Origin of the sequence: Streptomyces chisholmiae (genome assembly GCF_031845445.1) — a bacterium.
Classification (GTDB): domain Bacteria; phylum Actinomycetota; class Actinomycetes; order Streptomycetales; family Streptomycetaceae; genus Streptomyces; species Streptomyces chisholmiae.
Map to the genome: position 1 here is coordinate 75009 of NZ_JAVREO010000021.1, position 17938 is coordinate 92946.

The 17938-nt window shown below is 74.4% G+C and carries 17 protein-coding genes; 14 read left to right on the forward strand and 3 right to left on the reverse strand.

What is annotated here, in order from left to right; genetic code table 11:
* Positions 1 to 78: 78 nt before the first annotated feature.
* The 3 genes from tatA to RM844_RS27110 all read left to right on the forward strand — a co-directional run bounded on the left by tatA (position 79) and on the right by RM844_RS27110 (position 4377).
* Positions 79 to 354, forward strand: a complete 276-nt coding sequence (tatA, locus tag RM844_RS27100; protein ID WP_311670033.1) for a Sec-independent protein translocase subunit TatA — start codon at positions 79 to 81, stop codon at positions 352 to 354.
* Positions 355 to 430: 76 nt separating this feature from the next.
* Positions 431 to 1333, forward strand: coding sequence for a twin-arginine translocase subunit TatC (gene tatC / locus RM844_RS27105; RefSeq protein ID WP_394814608.1), 903 nt, complete (start codon positions 431 to 433; stop codon positions 1331 to 1333).
* Between the two features lie 233 nt (positions 1334 to 1566).
* Complete coding sequence (locus RM844_RS27110) at positions 1567 to 4377, forward strand: DEAD/DEAH box helicase (protein WP_311670035.1); 2811 nt, start codon at positions 1567 to 1569, stop codon at positions 4375 to 4377.
* 290 nt (positions 4378 to 4667) lie between these two features.
* Here the strand turns inward: RM844_RS27110 and RM844_RS27115 are convergent, their stop codons facing one another.
* Positions 4668 to 5612: a 5'-3' exonuclease gene (locus tag RM844_RS27115; protein ID WP_311670036.1), complete on the reverse strand. Its 945-nt coding sequence runs from the start codon at positions 5610 to 5612 to the stop codon at positions 4668 to 4670.
* A gap of 246 nt (positions 5613 to 5858) precedes the next feature.
* Here RM844_RS27115 and RM844_RS27120 point away from each other — a divergent pair, with 246 nt between their 5' ends.
* The 4 genes from RM844_RS27120 (at position 5859) to mycP (ending at position 10454) form a co-directional block, all read left to right on the forward strand.
* Positions 5859 to 7058, forward strand: coding sequence for a cation:proton antiporter (locus RM844_RS27120; protein WP_311670067.1), 1200 nt, complete (start codon positions 5859 to 5861; stop codon positions 7056 to 7058).
* Between the two features lie 213 nt (positions 7059 to 7271).
* Complete coding sequence (locus RM844_RS27125) at positions 7272 to 8201, forward strand: DUF2510 domain-containing protein (RefSeq protein ID WP_311670037.1); 930 nt, start codon at positions 7272 to 7274, stop codon at positions 8199 to 8201.
* Between the two features lie 70 nt (positions 8202 to 8271).
* Positions 8272 to 9264 (forward strand): hypothetical protein, encoded by a 993-nt coding sequence (locus RM844_RS27130; protein ID WP_311670038.1) that lies wholly within the window; start codon positions 8272 to 8274, stop codon positions 9262 to 9264.
* Complete coding sequence (gene mycP, locus RM844_RS27135) at positions 9261 to 10454, forward strand: type VII secretion-associated serine protease mycosin (RefSeq protein ID WP_394814609.1); 1194 nt, start codon at positions 9261 to 9263, stop codon at positions 10452 to 10454. Before RM844_RS27130 ends, mycP begins: the two co-directional genes overlap by 4 nt.
* 325 nt (positions 10455 to 10779) lie before the next feature.
* Here mycP and RM844_RS27140 read toward each other — a convergent pair whose 3' ends face one another.
* Entirely contained in the window at positions 10780 to 11745 is a 966-nt protein-coding gene (locus tag RM844_RS27140) for a serine hydrolase (RefSeq protein WP_311670039.1), read from the reverse strand.
* 142 nt (positions 11746 to 11887) lie between these two features.
* Here RM844_RS27140 and RM844_RS27145 point away from each other — a divergent pair, with 142 nt between their 5' ends.
* A complete protein-coding gene (locus RM844_RS27145; protein ID WP_311670040.1) occupies positions 11888 to 12616 on the forward strand; it encodes an SseB family protein in 729 nt (242 codons plus the stop codon).
* 122 nt (positions 12617 to 12738) lie between these two features.
* Entirely contained in the window at positions 12739 to 13596 is an 858-nt protein-coding gene (locus tag RM844_RS27150; protein WP_311670041.1) for an aquaporin, read from the forward strand.
* Here RM844_RS27150 and RM844_RS27155 read toward each other — a convergent pair.
* Positions 13586 to 13960 carry a DUF1844 domain-containing protein gene (locus RM844_RS27155; RefSeq protein WP_311670042.1) on the reverse strand — a complete coding sequence of 125 codons (375 nt, stop codon included), beginning with the start codon at positions 13958 to 13960 and terminating at the stop codon, positions 13586 to 13588. The genes RM844_RS27150 and RM844_RS27155 overlap by 11 nt on opposite strands.
* 339 nt (positions 13961 to 14299) lie before the next feature.
* Between RM844_RS27155 and infC the strand changes: the two genes are divergently transcribed.
* The 5 genes from infC (at position 14300) to RM844_RS27180 (ending at position 17853) form a co-directional block, all read left to right on the forward strand.
* A complete protein-coding gene (gene infC, locus RM844_RS27160; protein ID WP_097230070.1) occupies positions 14300 to 14914 on the forward strand; it encodes a translation initiation factor IF-3 in 615 nt (204 codons plus the stop codon).
* Between the two features lie 58 nt (positions 14915 to 14972).
* Complete coding sequence (rpmI, locus tag RM844_RS27165; RefSeq protein WP_311670043.1) at positions 14973 to 15167, forward strand: 50S ribosomal protein L35; 195 nt, start codon at positions 14973 to 14975, stop codon at positions 15165 to 15167.
* Positions 15168 to 15271: 104 nt separating this feature from the next.
* On the forward strand, positions 15272 to 15655 hold the full coding sequence (gene rplT / locus RM844_RS27170) for a 50S ribosomal protein L20 (RefSeq protein WP_311670044.1): 384 nt from the start codon (positions 15272 to 15274) through the stop codon (positions 15653 to 15655).
* 116 nt (positions 15656 to 15771) lie between these two features.
* On the forward strand, positions 15772 to 16626 hold the full coding sequence (locus RM844_RS27175; protein ID WP_311670045.1) for a TrmH family RNA methyltransferase: 855 nt from the start codon (positions 15772 to 15774) through the stop codon (positions 16624 to 16626).
* Positions 16627 to 16770: 144 nt separating this feature from the next.
* On the forward strand, positions 16771 to 17853 hold the full coding sequence (locus RM844_RS27180; RefSeq protein ID WP_311670046.1) for a sensor histidine kinase: 1083 nt from the start codon (positions 16771 to 16773) through the stop codon (positions 17851 to 17853).
* Positions 17854 to 17938: the final 85 nt, after the last annotated feature.

Here is a 17938-nt window from a genome sequence, read left to right on the forward strand (position 1 = left end):
ATTGCCCGCCACCGCCACCGACACATCATCGGTTCCACATCTCTCGAAGAGAGAACCTGAAGAGAGAGAAGACACGTTATGGGCGCTATCTCCCCCACGCACCTGCTGATCGTCTTCCTCGTCGTCGTGGTGGTCTTTGGCTCCAAGCGTCTGCCGGACACCGCCAGGGCGCTGGGCAAGTCCATGCGGATCATGAAGAGCGAGACCGCCGCCATGAAGTCGGACGGGAAGTCGGGCGAGGCCGCCCCCGCCGACGCCGAGCCGGCCGTGGCGCCGCGCGTCATCCAGTCGGCCCCGGGTGAGGCGGCCGGCGCGCGCCCCGTTGACGAGCCCCGGGACACGACCAAGGGCTGAGCCCGTAGCGGTGTCCTGGCAGTGTGAGGAGAGCGGCCGGGTGGATGCCGGCCGTCCGACGAGATGAGGACGTGGGGTGCCCAAGACCGCGCGGAAACCGCCGAAGGATCCCGAAGGGCGGATGCCGCTCACCGAGCATCTCCGTGAGTTGCGCAACCGGCTGGGGATCGCGGCCCTTTCGGTCGTGGTGGTCGCGATCGTCGGGGCGTTCTTCGCCAAGGACATCATGGATTTCCTCACCGAACCGGTGCCGATCTGTGAGTACGGCGACCCCGCCGCCCGGGAGCGGCGCTGCGCTGTCCTGGCGCAGAACGGCCTGACCGCGCCGTTCGCCACCTACCTGCGGGTCTCGCTGCTGGTCGGGCTCATCGGCGCCTCGCCGGTCTGGCTCTACCAGTTCTGGGCCTTCATCGCCCCGGGGCTGCACCGCAGCGAGAAGAAGTACAGCCGGGCCGTGGTCGCGGTCGGCGTGCCGCTCTTCCTGACCGGCACCTACTTCGCCTACTGGCTGCTGCCCCGGGCCATTCCGGTGCTGCTGAGCTTCAGCGCCGACGACGCGCAGAACTTCGTCAGCGTCGAGGAGGTCCTGGACATCACCGTCCGGCTGGCCCTCGCCTTCGGGCTCTCGTTCGAACTGCCGCTGCTGCTCGTCCTGCTGAACCTGGGCGGCGTGGTCACCGGCAAGCGGATGCTCAGCTGGTGGCGGTGGATGGTGATGGGCATCGCGATCTTCGCGGCCGCCATCACGCCCACCGACCTGCTCTCCATGGTCGCCCTCCAGGTGCCGGTCACCGGCCTCTACTTCCTGGCCTGCGGTATCGCGGTGCTCAACGACCGCCGGCGGCGGAAGCAGAACCCGGACGCCGGGCTCAGCGACGAGGAGGCCTCCCAGCTCGACCTGACGCCGGAGCCGGTCGGCCCGGCCGAGCGGATCGAGGACCGGGACCGGCCGGTCAACGGGCACGACGACGTGACCTGAGCAGCCGGGGGACCACCGGCTGAGCGGTGAGACCACGCGGGTGCCCGATCCGTCCGCCGGGCGGCGCGCCGCCCGGCCCGTGGTCTCCCGCCGGCCGGCCCCCGGGACTGCCGGACGACCGTCCTGCCGTCCCCCGTAGGTCCCGCTGAGCTGGGCGTTTCCCGGCCGGGCCGGCCGCCGCCGGCGCATTTTCCCCGGGCCGCGGCGCGTGGGCCCGGTAGGCTCGGGACACGATGACCGAGCACATCTCTCCCGCCGAGCGGTACGCCGAGTCCCGGCGTCGGGCCGCTGACGAGCGGACCGCTCTCGCCCCGTTCCGTGAGCTCTACGACTTCGCGCTGGACGACTTCCAACTGGAGGCGTGTCAGGCCCTGGAAGCCGGGCAGGGCGTGCTGGTCGCGGCGCCGACCGGCTCGGGCAAGACGATCGTCGGCGAGTTCGCCGTCCACCTGGCCCTCACCCAGGGCCGGAAGTGCTTCTACACCACGCCCATCAAGGCGCTCTCCAACCAGAAGTACGCCGATCTGCTGCGCCGGTACGGCGAGGACAAGGTCGGCCTGCTGACCGGGGACAACAGCGTCAACCCCGAGGCGCCGGTGGTCGTGATGACCACCGAGGTGCTGCGGAACATGCTGTACGCCAACTCCGCCTCGCTGACCAACCTGGGCTACGTGGTGATGGACGAGGTGCACTACCTCTCCGACCGCTTCCGGGGCGCGGTGTGGGAGGAGGTGATCATCCACCTGCCGGAGTCGGTCTCGCTGGTCTCGCTCTCCGCCACCGTCTCCAACGCGGAGGAGTTCGGCGACTGGCTGGACACGGTCCGTGGCGACACCCGGGTGATCGTCTCCGAGCACCGGCCGGTGCCGCTGTGGCAGCACGTGCTGGCCGGCCGCCGGCTCTACGACCTGTTCGCCGAGTCCGAGCACAAGCGGGAGGTCAACCCCGACCTGCTGCGGATGGCCCGGCTGGAGAACACCCGCTCCTGGGGCGCGCGGGACCGCAACCGCAACGGCCGGGACGCCCGGCGGGCGGCCGAGCGGGAGCGCGAGAAGCGGCAGCGGAACCGGCTCTACACGCCCAGCCGGGCGGAGGTCATCGACCGGCTGGACGCCGAGGGACTGCTGCCGGCGATCACCTTCATCTTCAGCCGGGCGGGCTGCCAGGCGGCGGTCCAGCAGTGCCTGCACGCCGGGCTGCGGCTGAACGACGCCGCCGCCGGTGCCCGGGTGCGGGAGATCGTGGAGCGGCGGACCGCCGCCATCCCCGACGAGGACCTCCACGTGCTGGGGTACTTCGAGTGGCTGGAGGGCCTGGAACGCGGGCTCGCGGCGCACCACGCGGGCATGCTGCCGACCTTCAAGGAGGTCGTCGAGGAACTGTTCGTCAAGGGGCTGGTGAAGGCCGTCTTCGCCACCGAGACGCTCGCCCTGGGCATCAACATGCCGGCCAGGTCGGTGGTGTTGGAGAAGCTGGTCAAGTGGAACGGCGAGCAGCACGCCGACATCACCCCCGGCGAGTACACCCAGCTCACCGGCCGGGCCGGGCGGCGCGGGATCGATGTCGAGGGGCACGCGGTGGTGCTCTGGCAGCGCGGCATGGACCCGGGGGCGCTCGGCGGGCTGGCGGGGGCGCGCACCTATCCGCTGCGCTCCTCGTTCAAGCCGTCCTACAACATGGCGGTCAACCTGGTCGCCCAGTTCGGCCGCCGGCGGTCCAGGGAGCTGTTGGAGACGTCCTTCGCGCAGTTCCAGGCCGACCGGTCGGTGGTCGGGATCTCGCGGCAGGTGCAGCGCAACGAGACCGGCCTGGAGGGCTACCGGGAGGCGATGACCTGCCACCTGGGGGACTTCGAGGAGTACGCCGGGCTGCGGCAGCGGCTCAAGGAGCGGGAGACCGAGCTGGCCCGGCAGGGCGTGGCCCAGCGGCGGGCGGCCGCCGCCGAGGCGCTGGAGCGGCTGCGGCCGGGGGACATCATCCACGTGCCGACCGGCAAGTTCGCCGGGCTGGCGCTGGTGCTCGACCCCGGCATGCCGGACGGGCGCAGCGGTGGACACCGCGGCTACGAACACCACGACGGGCCGCGGCCGTTGGTGCTCACCGTGCAGCGGCAGGTCAAGCGGCTGGGCTCGATCGACTTCCCGGTGCCGATCGAGGCGCTGGGGCGGATGCGGGTGCCCCGCTCGTTCAACCAGCGCAGCCCCCAGTCCCGGCGTGACCTGGCCGCCGCCCTGCGGACCAAGGCCGGGCACCTGGAGCCGCGCCGGCACCGCAGGGGGCGGGCCGAGGCGGCGGACGACCAGGAGATCGCGCGGCTGCGTCGGGAGCTGCGCGCCCACCCGTGCCACGGCTGCGAGTCCCGGGAGGACCACGCCAGGTGGGCCGAGCGCTACCACCGACTGCGCCGGGACACCCGGCAGTTGGAGCGGCGGATCGCCGGCAGGACCAACACCATCGCCCGCACCTTCGACCAGGTCGCGGCGCTGCTCACCGAGCTGGACTACCTGCGCGGCGACGAGGTGACCGAGGACGGCCGCCGGCTGGCCAGGCTCTACGGCGAGTTGGACCTGCTGGCCAGCGAGTGCCTGCGGGACGGGGTCTGGGAGGGGCTGGAGCCAGCCGAGCTGGCCGCCTGCGTCTCCGCGCTGGTCTACGAGGCCCGCTCGGCGGACGACGCCCCGGCGCCGGAGGTGCCGGACGGCGCGGCCCGGCGGGCGCTCGGCGACATGGTGCGGATCTGGGGCCGGCTGGACGGCCTGGAGGAGCGGCACCGGATCAGCGCCGTCACCGGCGTCGGCCAGCGGGAGCCGGATCTCGGCTTCGCCTGGCCGGTCTACCGCTGGGCGCGCGGTGAGGGGCTGGACGCCGTGCTGCGGGACGCGGAGATGCCGGCCGGCGACTTCGTCCGCTGGTGCAAGCAGGTCATCGACGTGCTGGGGCAGCTCTCCGCCGCCGCGCCCGGGGAGAGCGGCGTGGGCGGGACGGCCCGCAAGGCGGTGGACCAGCTGCGGCGTGGGGTGGTGGCCTACAGCTCCCTGGGCTGAACGGGGCGGCCGGCGTGCGGCGCGCAGCCGCTCCGCGGCGGGCCGGGGCTGCCGGCGGGTGCGGCCGCCCCGGGTCGCCGGGCCGCCGGACGGCTCCGCCGTGCCGTGCCGCTGCTGTCCGGCCTCGGGGGCCGTTGAGCCGCTCCGCCGGACGGCTCCGCCGTGCCGTGCGTGGTCTCGCCGTCGCTCCCGGCCGCCCGGCCGGCCGGCCGCTCGCCGTCCGGCGCCGCCGTCGGTCGCTGGGGCAGGGGCCCGCCGACGGCGGCGGTGCTGGTCCCGGGACAGCACACCTAGGCGCTGGCGCGGGCGGCGAGGGCGGTCAGGAGGCGGTTCAGGGAGCCGCCCAGGCCCCAGCGCTCGTCCAGGGCGGCCAGCGCCGCCGGGTCGCGCGGGGTGGCCGGCAGCGTGGCGTCCCGCACGGGCAGCGGCAGGTCGGTGACCACCCGCACCACCTGCGGCGCCACCGCCAGGTAGTCGAGGGACTCGGAGAGCCGGCGGTGCTGGGCCGGGGTGAGCCCGGAGGTCGGGTCGGCCAGGGCGGCGACCAGCCCCGGCAGGTCGCCGAAGCGGTCCAGCAGCTTGGCCGCCGTCTTCTCACCGATGCCCGGCACCCCGGGCAGCCCGTCGCTCGGGTCTCCGCGGAGGGTGGCCAGGTCGGCGTAGCCGGGGCCGTCCACGCCGTACCGGTCGCGCAGCGCCGCCTCGTCGAAGACGGCCAGGTTCCCCATGCCGCGGACGGGGTAGAGAACCCGGACGCCCCGGGAGTCGTCGATCAGCTGGAAGAGGTCGCGGTCGCCGGTGACGATGTCCACCGGACCGGGCGCGCGCCGGCTGAGGGTGCCGATGACGTCATCCGCCTCGTGCTCGGCGGCGCCCTGCCGCAGGATGCCCACCGCGTCCAGCACCGCCGCGATCACCGGCACCTGGGGGGTCAGGGTGTCGGGGACCTCCTCGACGTCCGCGCCCTGGGGGACCTCTTCAGCCACCCGGTGGGCCTTGTAGGTCGGGATCAGCGCCACCCGCCAGGCGGGCCGCCAGTCCTCGTCCAGGCAGGCCACCAGGGCGTCGGGGTGGTGGTCGGCGACCAGCCGGGCGATGAAGTCCAGCAGGCCGCGCACGGCGTTCACCGGAGTGCCGTCGGGGGCCCGGACGGAGTCGGGGACGCCGTGGTAGGCGCGGAAGTACAGCGAGGCGGTGTCGAGCAGCATCAGGCGTGTGGTCACGGCACGGATCATGCCGCATACCTCCGACAAAATCCCCATGCCCTCTAGCCGACCGAAAATCGTTTGGTAAGCTAAGTATTAACGCTTTCTTGACGCTCACTTTGCCGAGCCGTCCGGACGCCGCGAAGGAGAAACTCACTTGCCGACGCCCACCCGACCCGGCACCCTCCCCGGTCCCGCCGCTCTCTTGCCCGTTGCCCGCCCACTTCGTACCCAGGGGTGATGGGGTAGATGGGACACGCTGACACCCTGCTCGCGATGGGCGGCGCCTTCGTCGCCGCCGCGATCCTCGCCCGACTCGGCGGCCGGATAGGCCTGCCCACGATCCCGCTCTTCATCCTGGCCGGCATCCTGCTCGGCCCCAACACCCCCGGCTTCGTGCTGCTGGAGGACCCGCACGACCTGGAGATGCTCTCCGCGCTCGGGCTGGTCCTGCTGCTGTTCTACCTCGGCCTTGAGTTCCACATGGACGACCTCAAGACCGGCGGCAAGAAGATGGCCATCGCCGGCTCCGTCTACCTCGCGCTCAACGTCGGCGCCGGGCTGATCTTCGGCTTCGCGCTCGGCTGGGGCACCTCCGAGGCGCTGGTGCTCGCCGGTGTGCTCGGTATCTCGTCCTCGGCCATCGTCACCAAGATCCTGGTCGACGCCGGCCGCATCGGAAACCCGGAAACCAAGCCCATCCTGGGCATCATCGTGGTCGAGGACATCTTCCTCGCCCTCTACCTGGCCGCTCTCCAGCCGATCATCTCCGGCTCCGAGGGGGCGGGCGAGACCGCCTGGCAGATCACCAAGGCGTTCGGCTTCCTGGTGCTGCTGGCCGTCGCGGCCCGCTGGGGCACCCAGATCATCGGCAAGCTCTTCGCCACCAAGGACGACGAGCTGCTCACCATCTCCTTCCTGGGGGCCGCGGTCCTGGTCTCCGGGGTCGCGGAGCAGTTCGGCGTGGCGGACGCCATCGCCGCCTTCATGGTCGGTCTGATCCTCGGCAACACCGCGTCCGGCGAACGGATCAGGGAGCTGGTCCACCCGTTGCGGGACGCCTTCGCCGCGATCTTCTTCTTCGGCTTCGGGCTCTCCATCGCGCCGGGCGACCTGCCCACGGTCATCTGGCCGGTGCTGATCGCGGTGCTGCTCACCGTGGTGATGAACATCGCCGCCGGTCTGTTCACCGCCCGGATCTACGGCTTCGGCGCACTGCCCACGGCCAACGTCGGCACCACCCTGCTGGCCCGGGGCGAGTTCGCCCTGATCCTGGCCACCATGGCCGCGGTGGCCGGTCTCGACCCGCGGCTCTCGCCGTTCATCGCCGGCTACGTGCTGATCCTGGCCGTGCTGGCACCGCTGGTCGCCGGGCGCTCGCACTGGCTGGCCCGCATCCTGCCCGGCGGCAAGGCCGAGCTGGCCAAGGCGGCCGAGGCCGTCCCCGAGCCGGAGCCGGCCGGCTCCGGCAGGTAGCGCCCCACCGGATCGCCGGGAAGTCGCCTTTCCCTCGGTGGGTCCCACGACCGTGGGACCGTCCCCCCGCTTCCCGGCCCACCCGACCCTGCCGCACCCGCGGCCCCACCAGGTCACCCACCCAACGCCCGGCCATGCGCCGGGCGTTGGTGGTGCCCGGGGGTCATCGACCGGACACTGGCCGCGACGGCGCCGGTGTGAGACGTTCACTGGGTGAGCCAGACCACACCGCCCGGCTGGTACCAGGACCCGGGCCACGAAGGAGCCGAGCCCGCGCCCGAACGCTGGTGGAACGGCACCGCCTGGACCTCGCTGCGCCGCCCCGCCGGCGGGCCGCCGCGCACCCCCACCCTGCCGGCGCTGCCGGCCGACGCCTTCGGCACCCCACCCGGCTCCCTGCCCACGCTGCCCGGCGACCGCCCGGTGACCGGCGCGCGCTCGTCCGCCCCCGCCCCCCGGCGCGGCCGGTGGCGGGAGCGCCGGGTGCTCGGCCTCGGCCTGCTGGGACTGGCCGTGGCCGGCGCCGTGCTGGGCGCGCTGCTGGTCGGCGACGAGGGTCGGCCGGGGCCCACCCGCGCCGACGGCACCGGGCCGAGCCCCACGGCTGACGACGGCGCCCAGGGCGGCGCGCTGACCGAGAACCGGGTCGGCGGGGTGGCCCTCCCGGTGCCCGACGGCTGGCGGGAACGTTCCGGGGGGCCGGGCGCCACCGTGGTGTACGGCGGCTACCCCTGCCCGGCCGACGAGACGCTGGACTGCCTGGCCGGGTCCGCGACGCTGCGGGCGCTGCCCGGCGCCGGGACCTTCTCCACCGAGGGCTCGGCCCGCTCCGACCTCCTCGGCCACCAGCGGGACTCCTACCCGGCCGAGGCCTACGGCGGGATCTTCGGCACCGAGGAGCTGGCCGCCGAGTCCGTGACCGTGGCCGGTCAGCCCGGCTACCGGGTCCGGGTCGCGCTGACCACGCCGGTCGCCTCGGCCGTCGTGGAGACGGTCGCCTTCGTCTCGCCCGAGGACCCGTCCACCCTCCTGCTGCTGCGGCTGAGTTGGGACGATGTCGCCGCCAGCCCGCCGCTGACCGACCTTGATCGGATCCTGCGCGGTGTGCTGACCGTGTCCGACGGGCCAGGTACCGCTGCCTAGCCGCCCGCCCGTAAAGTAACCACGTTCACGTGGGACCAGCAGGTCGCCGGTTGGCCGGGGAGTGGGGCGGATGAACACCGAGCAGGGATCGCGTTCCTTCCCCGCCTCCCCGCTCGCCCACGCGCAGGCGCGCGCGGTCCCGCCGCCCCCGACCGTCCCGCCGCCGCCCGGCCGCCCGCCCCAACCGGCCGCGCCGGCGGCCCCGTTCGCCGTCCCGCCCGGCTACCCGGCGCCGCCCCCGCCGTACGCCCCGCCGCCGCCCGCCGGCCGGCCGCCGGTGCCCGGCCGGGCCTGGCGCGCGCTCGGCGCCCGGCTGCCGGGCCGGATGGCCGGCGCCGTGCTCTGCCTGGTGCTGGGCACCGGGCTGCTCGGCGGCGCCGCCGCCGGTGCCTGGCTGGCCGGGGACGACGGGAGCGAGGCCGCCGCCGGCGTCTGGGAGAGCGGCCGCGACCTGTGGCGCGAGCTGCCGGTCGACGAGCTGTTCCCGCCGGAGCTGACGGCCACCGGCGCTGGCCCTGGCGGCGCCGACCGGCGCTGGCTGCGGCTCGGCGTCGCCCCCGACAGCGGCTGCGCCGAGGCCTTCGACCCGCTGCTCGCCGAGGTGCTCTCCGGCGCCGGCTGCCACCGCCTGATACGTGCCACCTACACCGACGAGACCGAGACCACCGTGACCACCGTGGGACTGCTCTTCACCACGGCCGACCCGGCCGGGATGACCCTGCTCGCCGACCGCTTCGCCGGCGAGGAGCTGGCCACCAGGACCGACCTGCTGCCCCGCACCTTCCCGGTGGACGGCTCGGTCGCCGAGGAGTTCGGCGACCCGCAGCGCGCCGCCTGGACCATCGAGGTGGCCGACCAACTCCCCGTGGTCGCCTGGGCCGTGACGGGCTTCGCGGACGGCCGCCAGGTCGAGGCGCCCGAGCCGGCCGCCGAGGCCACCGCCGACGGCGCCGACAGCGGCGTGGCGCTGGCCGGCCTCGGCCACGACACCCAGGGCATAGCCGACGGTGTCGTCGACCGGCTGCACCAGGCCCACGAGGCGCGGACGGGGGACGGCGCGTGAGGCACCCCGCCGCCCGCCTGGGCACCGCCGCCGCGCTCGCGCTCGCCACCCTGCTCGGCACCGCGGCGCCGGCCGGCGCCGACTCGATCCGGGACCAGCAGCGCTGGGCGCTGGACGCGGTGCGCGCGCCCCAGGCGTGGGAGTACACCAGGGGCGAGGGGGTCACCGTCGCGGTGCTCGACACCGGCGTGGACGCCGACCACCCCGACCTGGTCGACAACGTCGCGGAAGGCTGGGACTTCGTCCAGCTCGGCGCGGGCCCCGGCGAGCCGCACTGGGCCGAGCACGGCACCGCCATGGCCGGCATCATCGCCGGGCACGGCCACGGCCGGGACGGCGGCGACGGTGTGCTCGGCGTCGCCCCCGAGGCGCGAATCCTCCCGGTGCGGGTGCTGCTTGAGGACGACGACCCGGACCGGGACCGGGCCAGGGACGAGCGCGCCGGCGCGCTCGCCGAGGGCATCCGCTGGGCCGCCGACCAGGGCGCGGACGTGATCAACCTCTCGCTCGGCGACGACAGCGCCTCCGCGCACCCCGACCCGGAGGAGGACGCCGCGGTCCGCTACGCGCTGAGCAAGGGCGCCGTGGTCGTCGCCTCGGCCGGCAACGGCGGCGAGAAGGGCGACCCGGTCTCCTACCCGGCCGGCTACCCGGGGGTGCTCGCGGTCGCCGCGGTGGACCGCGGCGGCAGCCCCGCCGAGTTCTCCACCCGGCGCTGGTACGCGGCGCTCAGCGCCCCGGGCAAGGACGTGATCGTCGCCGACCCGGACAGCCGCTACTACACCGGCTGGGGCACCTCGGCCGCCGCCGCCTTCGTCTCCGGCTGCGCCGCGCTGCTGCTCTCCGCCCACCCCGACCTGCCACCGGCCGAGGTACGCAGGCTGTTGACCGAGACCGCGCAGCACAGCCCGGACGGCGGCCGGAACGACGCGGTGGGCAGCGGCCTGGTGGACGCCGCCGCCGCGATCGAGGCGGCCAACGAGGCGGCCGGCGCGCCGGCCGCCGAGCCGGACGGCCTGCACACCGGCGAGTACTTCGGGCCGGGACCCCGGCCGGAGCCGACCGGCGGCGACGGGGCCGGCTGGCTGGCCCCGGTGGCCGGCGGCCTGGGCGCGCTGCTGCTGGGCACCGGCGGCGCGCTGCTCCTCCGCCGCGTCTGGCTGGGCGGCCTCCCGGTCAGACCCGACTGACCCCCGGACGGCTGCGCCGGACGGCTTCCTTGGACGGGAACGGCCGCGGCCGGCGACCGGTCGACCTCGGCGCGATCCGCGCCGGCCGCGGACACGCCGCTGGCGCCTGGCGCCGGGGCCGGCGCCTGGGCCGTTCAGCTGCCGGTGCCGGCTGGTGCCGGAGCGTGGCAGGGGGAGCGGGGCGGGTCCGTGCGGCGGCGTGTCCGGCGGTCGGGGACGGCGGCTCGCGTCGCGGCGCGGTCGCCGGTCGAGGCGGCTCGTGCTGGGTGAGGGCCAAGGTCGGTGCCCCGGCCGCGGAGCGGGGACGGCTCGCGTCGCGGCGCGGTCAGGTCGCGCGGGTGACCGGGCCGGCGTCCAGGGTCTCGATCGCCCGGCTGGCGGCCCACTCGACGGCCGCTATGCCGGCCTCCTGGCTGGAGTGGCCGTCGGAGACCACCGCGACCAGGTAGTCGCGGCCGTCCGCGGTCACCAGGCCGATGCTGTTCACGTCCCACAGGCCGGTCTCGCTCCGCGGCAGCCAGCCGTTCTTCAGCTCGAAGCCGGCGTCCGCGGCGGCCGAGACGCCCCACCGCTGGCCGTCCACCACCGTGCTCATCAGCTCCCGCAGGTACCCCCGCGAGTCCGCGTCCAGCTCCGAGGACGGCGCGTATATCGCGGCCAGCAGGGCTATCTGGTCGGCGCTGGTGGTCTGGGTCAGCCCCCAGTGCCCGCCGTCGCCCGGCGTGGTCGAGGTCAGGCCCAGCCGCTCGTTGGCCGCGTCCAGGCCGCTGGCGCCGCCGATCAGCCACCACAGCGCGTCGGTCGCCGCGTTGTCGCTCCGCCGGATCATCACCTCGGCCCGCTCCCGCTCCAACTCGGTCAGCTCCCGGCCCTCGTCCTGCGCCTTGAGCAGCAGCGCGGCCAGCACGTTGACCTTGACGATGCTGGCCGTGTCGAAGCGCTGGCTGCCGAAGGTCGCCGCGGCACCGCTGTCCAGCGCCAGCACCGAGACCGACAGCCGGGCGGCCGGCTCGGCCGGCAGCGTCAGCATCGCGCGGGCCAGCGCCGCGTTCGCCGCCCGGTCCGGGAGCAGCAGGTGCGGCGCGCGCTGGGTGGGCGGGGCGTGGTCGACGGCCTCGTCGCCCGGCACCGCGCCGGCCCGCGCCTCGTCCGGGGTGGGCTCGGTGACCCCGCCGGGCTCCACCGGGGCGTCCCCGGCGACCGAGAACGCCAGCAGCGTGCCGGCGAGCGCGGTGTTCACCAACAGGGTGGGGCGAAACCGCCGTGCCGGGTGCCGGGCGTTTGGATTCATAATTCTGAACGGTAACTCGCACATTCTCGCGAGTCACCGGCGTGTGGGTGAAAAACACGTAACAGGGCGTGAGGGGGAACGCGCGCCTCCGTTCCGGTCGCCCGCCGCAGGCGCCGGCTCACGCCCTGGATACCCTCGACGGATGGCGCTCAGGAACATCCCCCAGCCGGCCTTCGCCGACGACGACGGCACCGCCGACCCGGCGCTGCGTGCGGCACTCGACGCCTGGGCCGCGGCCCCCGCCGGCCGCGAGCCGGCGGTGCTGGCCGCGTTGGCCGGGTCCCGGCTGCTGGCCGGCGTGGTCGCGGTGCTCGGCGAGGCCGAGACCGACGAGGCCGGCCGGCGCCGGGAGAAGAGCAGCGAGATGGCGTTGCTCACCCTCCAGCTGCCGGGCGGCCGGCGCGCGCTGCCGGTCTTCACCGCGCTGGACGCGCTGGCCCGCTGGCACCCGGAGGCGCGGCCGGTGGCGGTCACCGCGACCCAGGCGCTGTCGGCCGCCGTCCAGGAGGGCGCCGGCGCGCTGGTGCTCGACGTCGCCGGGCCGGTGCCGTTCGAGGTGGCCGGGCCGGCGCTGCGCGCGCTGGCCGGCGACCAGCCGCCGGCCCAGCGCCCCGCCGTGCTGGCGGCGGTGCGCGAGGTGCTGGCCGCCCAGCCGGCGGTGGCCGCCGCCCGGCTGGTGCCCGGCGGCGAGGCGGACGGCACCCTCGCCGTGCTGCTCGACGCCGACGCCGACCCGGCCGCCGTGGTGCGGGCGCTGGCCGCCGGGCTCGCCGGCCACCAGGCGCTCCGCGCGCACCTGGTGCGCGGGCTGAGCCTGGCCGTGCTGCCGCCGGCGGGCGGGCTGCCGGGGGAGCCGGACTACCGGCGCTGACGGCGCTGGTGGCCGTCCGCCCGGGGGCCGGCCGCGCTCACCCGGACGGCCCAGACCGACATGCGGCCGGCGGTGGACTGGCCAAGACTGCCAGCAGATCCGCTAGGCACGGGAGGGCCGCCATGTCCGCCGAGACCTCCGCCACCACCCCCACCACGACCGCCGCCGCCAGCGAACCCCAGACGCTGGTCGCCGAACTCCTCGGCACGTTGGTCCTGGTCTTCTTCGCCGTGGGTTCCGCGGTGCTCGCCGGTGAGTTCGTCGGCAGCCTGGGCATCGCCCTGACCTTCGGCTTCGTCCTGCTGGGGCTGACGTACACGCTGGGGCCGATCTCCGGCGCCCAGCTCAATCCCGCCGTCACCCTGGCCCTGCTGCTGGCCGGCCGGCTCGGCCCGCGGGCCGCCGTCGCCTACTGGGTGGCCCAGGTGGTGGGCGCCGTCGTCGGCGCCGCGCTGCTCTTCCTCGTCGCCCACCAGGTGCCCGGCCTGAAGACCGGCGAGGCGTTCGGCAGCAACGGCTACGGGCACCGCTCGGCCGTCGGCCTGTCGATCGCCGGCTCGTTCGTCGCCGAGGTGATGCTCACCGCACTGCTGGTCTTCGTCTACCTGTCGGTGAGCCGCCGGGGAACGCTGGCGCTGCGCCCGCTGGACGGGCTGCCCGTCGGCCTCACCCTGGCCGCGGTCAGCCTGGTCGGCATCCCGCTGACCGGCGCCTCGGTCAACCCGGCGCGCAGCATCGGGCCGGCGCTCTTCGCCGGCGGCGACGCGCTGGTCCAGCTGTGGCTGTTCGTGCTGGCGCCGCTGGTCGGCGCGGCGATCGCGGTGCTGGCGCACCGGCTCACGCACCGGGAGCCGCACGCCTGGTTCGCCGACATCCCCTGGCTCTCCGACAAGCTGGGCGGTGCCGGCGGTGGGCGGCACGGCCGGCCGGCCGGTGAGGGGGACGCCCAGGCCGGCGACCCTCCGGGGACTAGCCGATGACCGGGCCGGTGAACTTCTCGCCCGGGCCCTGCCCCGGCTCGTCCGGGACCGCCGACTCCTCCCGGAAGGCGAGCTGGAGCGACTTCAGCCCGTCCCGCAGGGGCGCCGCGTGATAGGACCCCACCTCGGTGGCGCTCGCCGTCACCAGGCCGGCCAGCGCGGTGATCAGCTTCCGCGCCTCGTCCAGGTCCTTGTGCCGCTCGCCGTCCCCCTCGGCCAGGCCGAGGTTGACCGCGGCGGCGCTCATCAGGTGGACCGCCACCGTGGTGATCACCTCGACCGCGGGGACGTCCGCGATGTCTCTGGTCAGGTCCGCCACGTCCGGGTCCTGCGCCGGGGCTGGCCCGGTGGCTGCGTCACTCATGGCGACCAGCCTAAGGTCCGGCCGCCTCGGCCCGGACGCCGGCGTCCGGGCCGAGGCGGCCGCGGGCCGCCGGGTGACGCGCACCGCGCGAGGTGGTGTAGCCTGGAATGTGACCGGCCGGACATATGTGTGTGCGGCCCGCAAGTGGAGGCTCCGCGCTCCCACCTCACCGACCCCGGGTCGGGAGGTCACTGGTCAGGCAGCGCCTCGCGGTCACACCGCGTGGGTGCTCCCGGTCTGTTTCTCGGAGCCCCGCCTGTGTGTTCGGTCGGGGCGCTTTTTCGTGCCGTCGGCCAGCGGTCATCTGATCTATCCGGCACGGCTGTCCGCCAGACATCCGTGCGGCGCAACCGAGGAGGCCCCATCAGCGCCGAGCCCCGTATCAACGACCGGATTCGCGTCCCCGAGGTGCGACTCGTCGGTCCCAGCGGCGAGCAGGTCGGCATCGTGCCGCTTGCCAAGGCCCTGGAGCTTGCCCAGGAGTACGACCTGGATCTGGTCGAGGTGGCGGCGAACGCCCGCCCGCCGGTCTGCAAGCTCATGGACTACGGAAAGTTCAAGTACGAGTCGGCCATGAAGGCCCGTGAGGCGCGCAAGAACCAGGCGCACACGGTCATCAAGGAGATGAAGCTCCGGCCGAAGATCGATCCGCACGACTATGACACGAAGAAGGGTCATGTCGTCCGGTTCCTCAAGCAGGGGGACAAGGTCAAGATCACGATCATGTTCCGCGGTCGCGAGCAGTCCCGTCCCGAGCTGGGTTTCCGACTGCTCCAGCGGCTCGCGGAAGACGTCCAGGATCTGGGCTTCGTCGAGTCCAACCCCAAGCAGGACGGGCGGAACATGATCATGGTTCTCGGTCCGCACAAGAAGAAGACCGAGGCGATGGCCGAGGCGCGTGAGGCCCAGGCCGCCCGCAAGGCCGAACGCCAGAAGGGGAAGACGACGGCCTGAGACGGCCGCCTTCCCCAGCGGGTTCATTGGACAGGAAGAACGAGGAGAGTACGGCGACATGCCGAAGAACAAGACGCACACCGGTGCCGGCAAGCGGTTCAAGATCAGTGGCTCTGGCAAGGTGCTGCGCCAGCGCGCGGGTCGCCGTCACTACCTGGAGCACAAGCCGTCCACGCTGACCCGCCGCCTGGCCGGCACGACGGAGACCGCTCCGGCCGACGCCAAGAGGATCAAGAAGCTTCTCGGCAAGTGAGCCGCACCAGCCGCCGACATCGCGAGGCGGCTGGGCGACCGACCGGGACCCATCCGTTCCGGGCCGTGTGACCAATCCACGGCCCCGCTACAAGGAGTACACACGTGGCACGCGTCAAGCGGGCAGTCAACGCCCACAAGAAGCGCCGGGCGATTCTGGAACAGGCCAGCGGCTACCGCGGCCAGCGCTCGCGGCTGTACCGCAAGGCGAAGGAGCAGGTCACCCACTCCTTCGTCTACAACTACAACGACCGCAAGAAGCGCAAGGGCGACTTCCGGCAGCTGTGGATCCAGCGGATCAACGCCGCGGCCCGCGCCAACGGCGTCACCTACAACCGCTTCATCCAGGGGCTGAAGGCCGCTGAGATCGAGATCGACCGCAAGATGCTGGCCGAGCTGGCCGTCAACGACCCGGGCGCCTTCGCGGTGCTGGTCGAGACCGCCCAGAAGGCCCTGCCGAGCGACGTCAACGCGCCCAAGGCCGCCTGAGCGTTCCCGCTCACCACGGACCCGCAGGCCCCGCCTGCGGGTCCGTCGCATCCCCGGCCACGGCCCGTCGCCGTCCGCCGTCAACAGCTGTCGTCCAGAAGCGAGTTCGCCGTCCCATGGCCCCTGGTACCCCGCTGATCTCAGCGCGTTCCCCCCGCGTCGTCGCCGCCCGGCGGCTGGCGCGGCGCAGCTTCCGGGGGCGGGAGCGGCGCTTCCTCGCCGAGGGGCCGCAGGCGGTGCGCGAGGCGCTGGGGCACCGCACCGCGGACGGCGGCACGCTGCGGGAGCTGTTCGTCACGCCGGAGGCCGCCGAGCGGTACCCGGAGCTGGTCGAGGCGGCCGAGGCCGACGGCGCCCGGCTGCACCTGGCCGACCCCGAGGTGGTCGCCGGCATCTCCCAGACGGTCACCCCGCAGGGGCTGGTCGGCGTCTGCGCCTTCCTGGACCAGCCGTTCGCCGAGGTGGTCGCCGCCGGACCGCGGCTGGTGGCCGTGCTGGCGCACGTCCGCGACCCGGGGAACGCCGGCACCGTGCTGCGCTGCGCGGACGCGGCCGGCGCGGACGCGGTGGTGCTCACCGACGCCTCCGTCGACCTGTACAACCCGAAGGCGGTGCGCGCCTCCGTCGGGAGTCTGTTCCATCTGCCGGTGGCCGTCGGGGTGCCGGTGGGGGAGGCGGTGGCCGGGCTGCGGGACGCCGGGGTGCGGGTGCTGGCCGCCGACGGGGCGGGCGGCCACGACCTGGACGCCGAGCTGGACGCCGGCAACATGGGCGGCCCGACGGCCTGGATATTCGGCAACGAGGCCTGGGGGCTGCCCGAGGAGACCAGGCGACTGGCCGACGCGGTGGTCCGGGTGCCGATCCACGGCCGGGCCGAGAGCCTCAACCTGGCCACCGCCGCGGCCGTCTGCCTCTACGCCTCGGCCCGGGCCCAGCGCAGGCCGGGGGGCTGCCGGGACGGCGCCGCGTAGCGCGCTCCACAACGTTCCCCCCGTCCCGCTGTGGCCTTGGGCGGCTGTGGCGGGTAGTTCGGACGGGAGATGATTGCCCGTTCAACCGGTCGCGGCGGGTTGGGCGTGCTCAGGTGACCCACAGTGGGAGAGGGGCGATGGGGGATGGAGAAAGCGGTCGGTGCCGGGGAGCTGACGCGGGTACATCCGGACGACCTGCCCGACGGCCTGGTGATCGCCGACCACCGGGGGGTGGTGGTCTGCTGCAACGCCGCGGCGGCCCGGCTGACCGGCCACCCGGCGGCGGACGCGGTGGGCCGGCCGATCGAACGGGCGCTGCCGCTCGAGGACCCGGACGGCCGCCCCTGGTGGCGGCTGACCGACCCGTACGGCGGGCTGGCCACCAGGACCGGCCAGCCGGAGCGCAACCTGCTGCTGCCCGGCGGCCGGGAGGTGCTGGTCGCCGCCCGCTATGTGCGGGACCGGCCGTCCGGCGAGCTGACCCGGCTGGTGGTCTCGCTGCGCGGCACGGACGCCAGGAAGCGCACCGAGCGGGGCAACGCGGAGCTGATCGCCACCGTCGCGCACGAGCTGCGCTCCCCGCTGACCTCGGTGAAGGGCTTCACCGCCACCATGCTGGCCCGCTGGGAGCGGTTCACCGACGACCAGAAGCGGCTGATGCTGCAGACCGTCGACAACGACGCGGACCGGGTGACCCGGCTGATCACCGAGCTGCTCGACGTCTCCCGGATCGACTCCGGCCGGCTGGAGATCCGCCGCCAGCCGGTGGCGCTGGACGACGCGGTCCGCCGCCACGTGGACACCCTGGTCAACAACGGCTACCCGGACGACCGTTTCCAGCTGGACATCCAGCACGAACTCCCCAGCCTGTGGGCCGACCCGGACAAGATCGACCAGGTCCTGGTCAACCTGCTGGAAAACGCGGTGCGACACGGAAGCGGTAGGGTCACCATTGAGGTGCACCGCGCACCCGCGACCAGAACCCGCCAGGAAGGGACGGCCGTCACCGTGAGCGACGAGGGCCCCGGCATCCCCGAGGACGCCATGCAACGGGTCTTCACACGCTTCTGGCGGGGCAGCGAGCGCGGCGGCACCGGCCTTGGCCTCTACATCGTCAAGGGAATCGTCGAGGCGCACGGCGGCACGGTCACCGTCGGCCGCTCCACCGGGGGCGGCGCCCGCTTCCGATTTATCCTGCCCGCGGGCATCCCGGCCTTCCTCCGCTGACGTTCGGCAGGACCTCAGCGCGGGCCGTCCCCGCGGGCTCACTCCGCGTCCGAAGGCCGCCGCGCGTGCCCCGTAGACTCGGCTC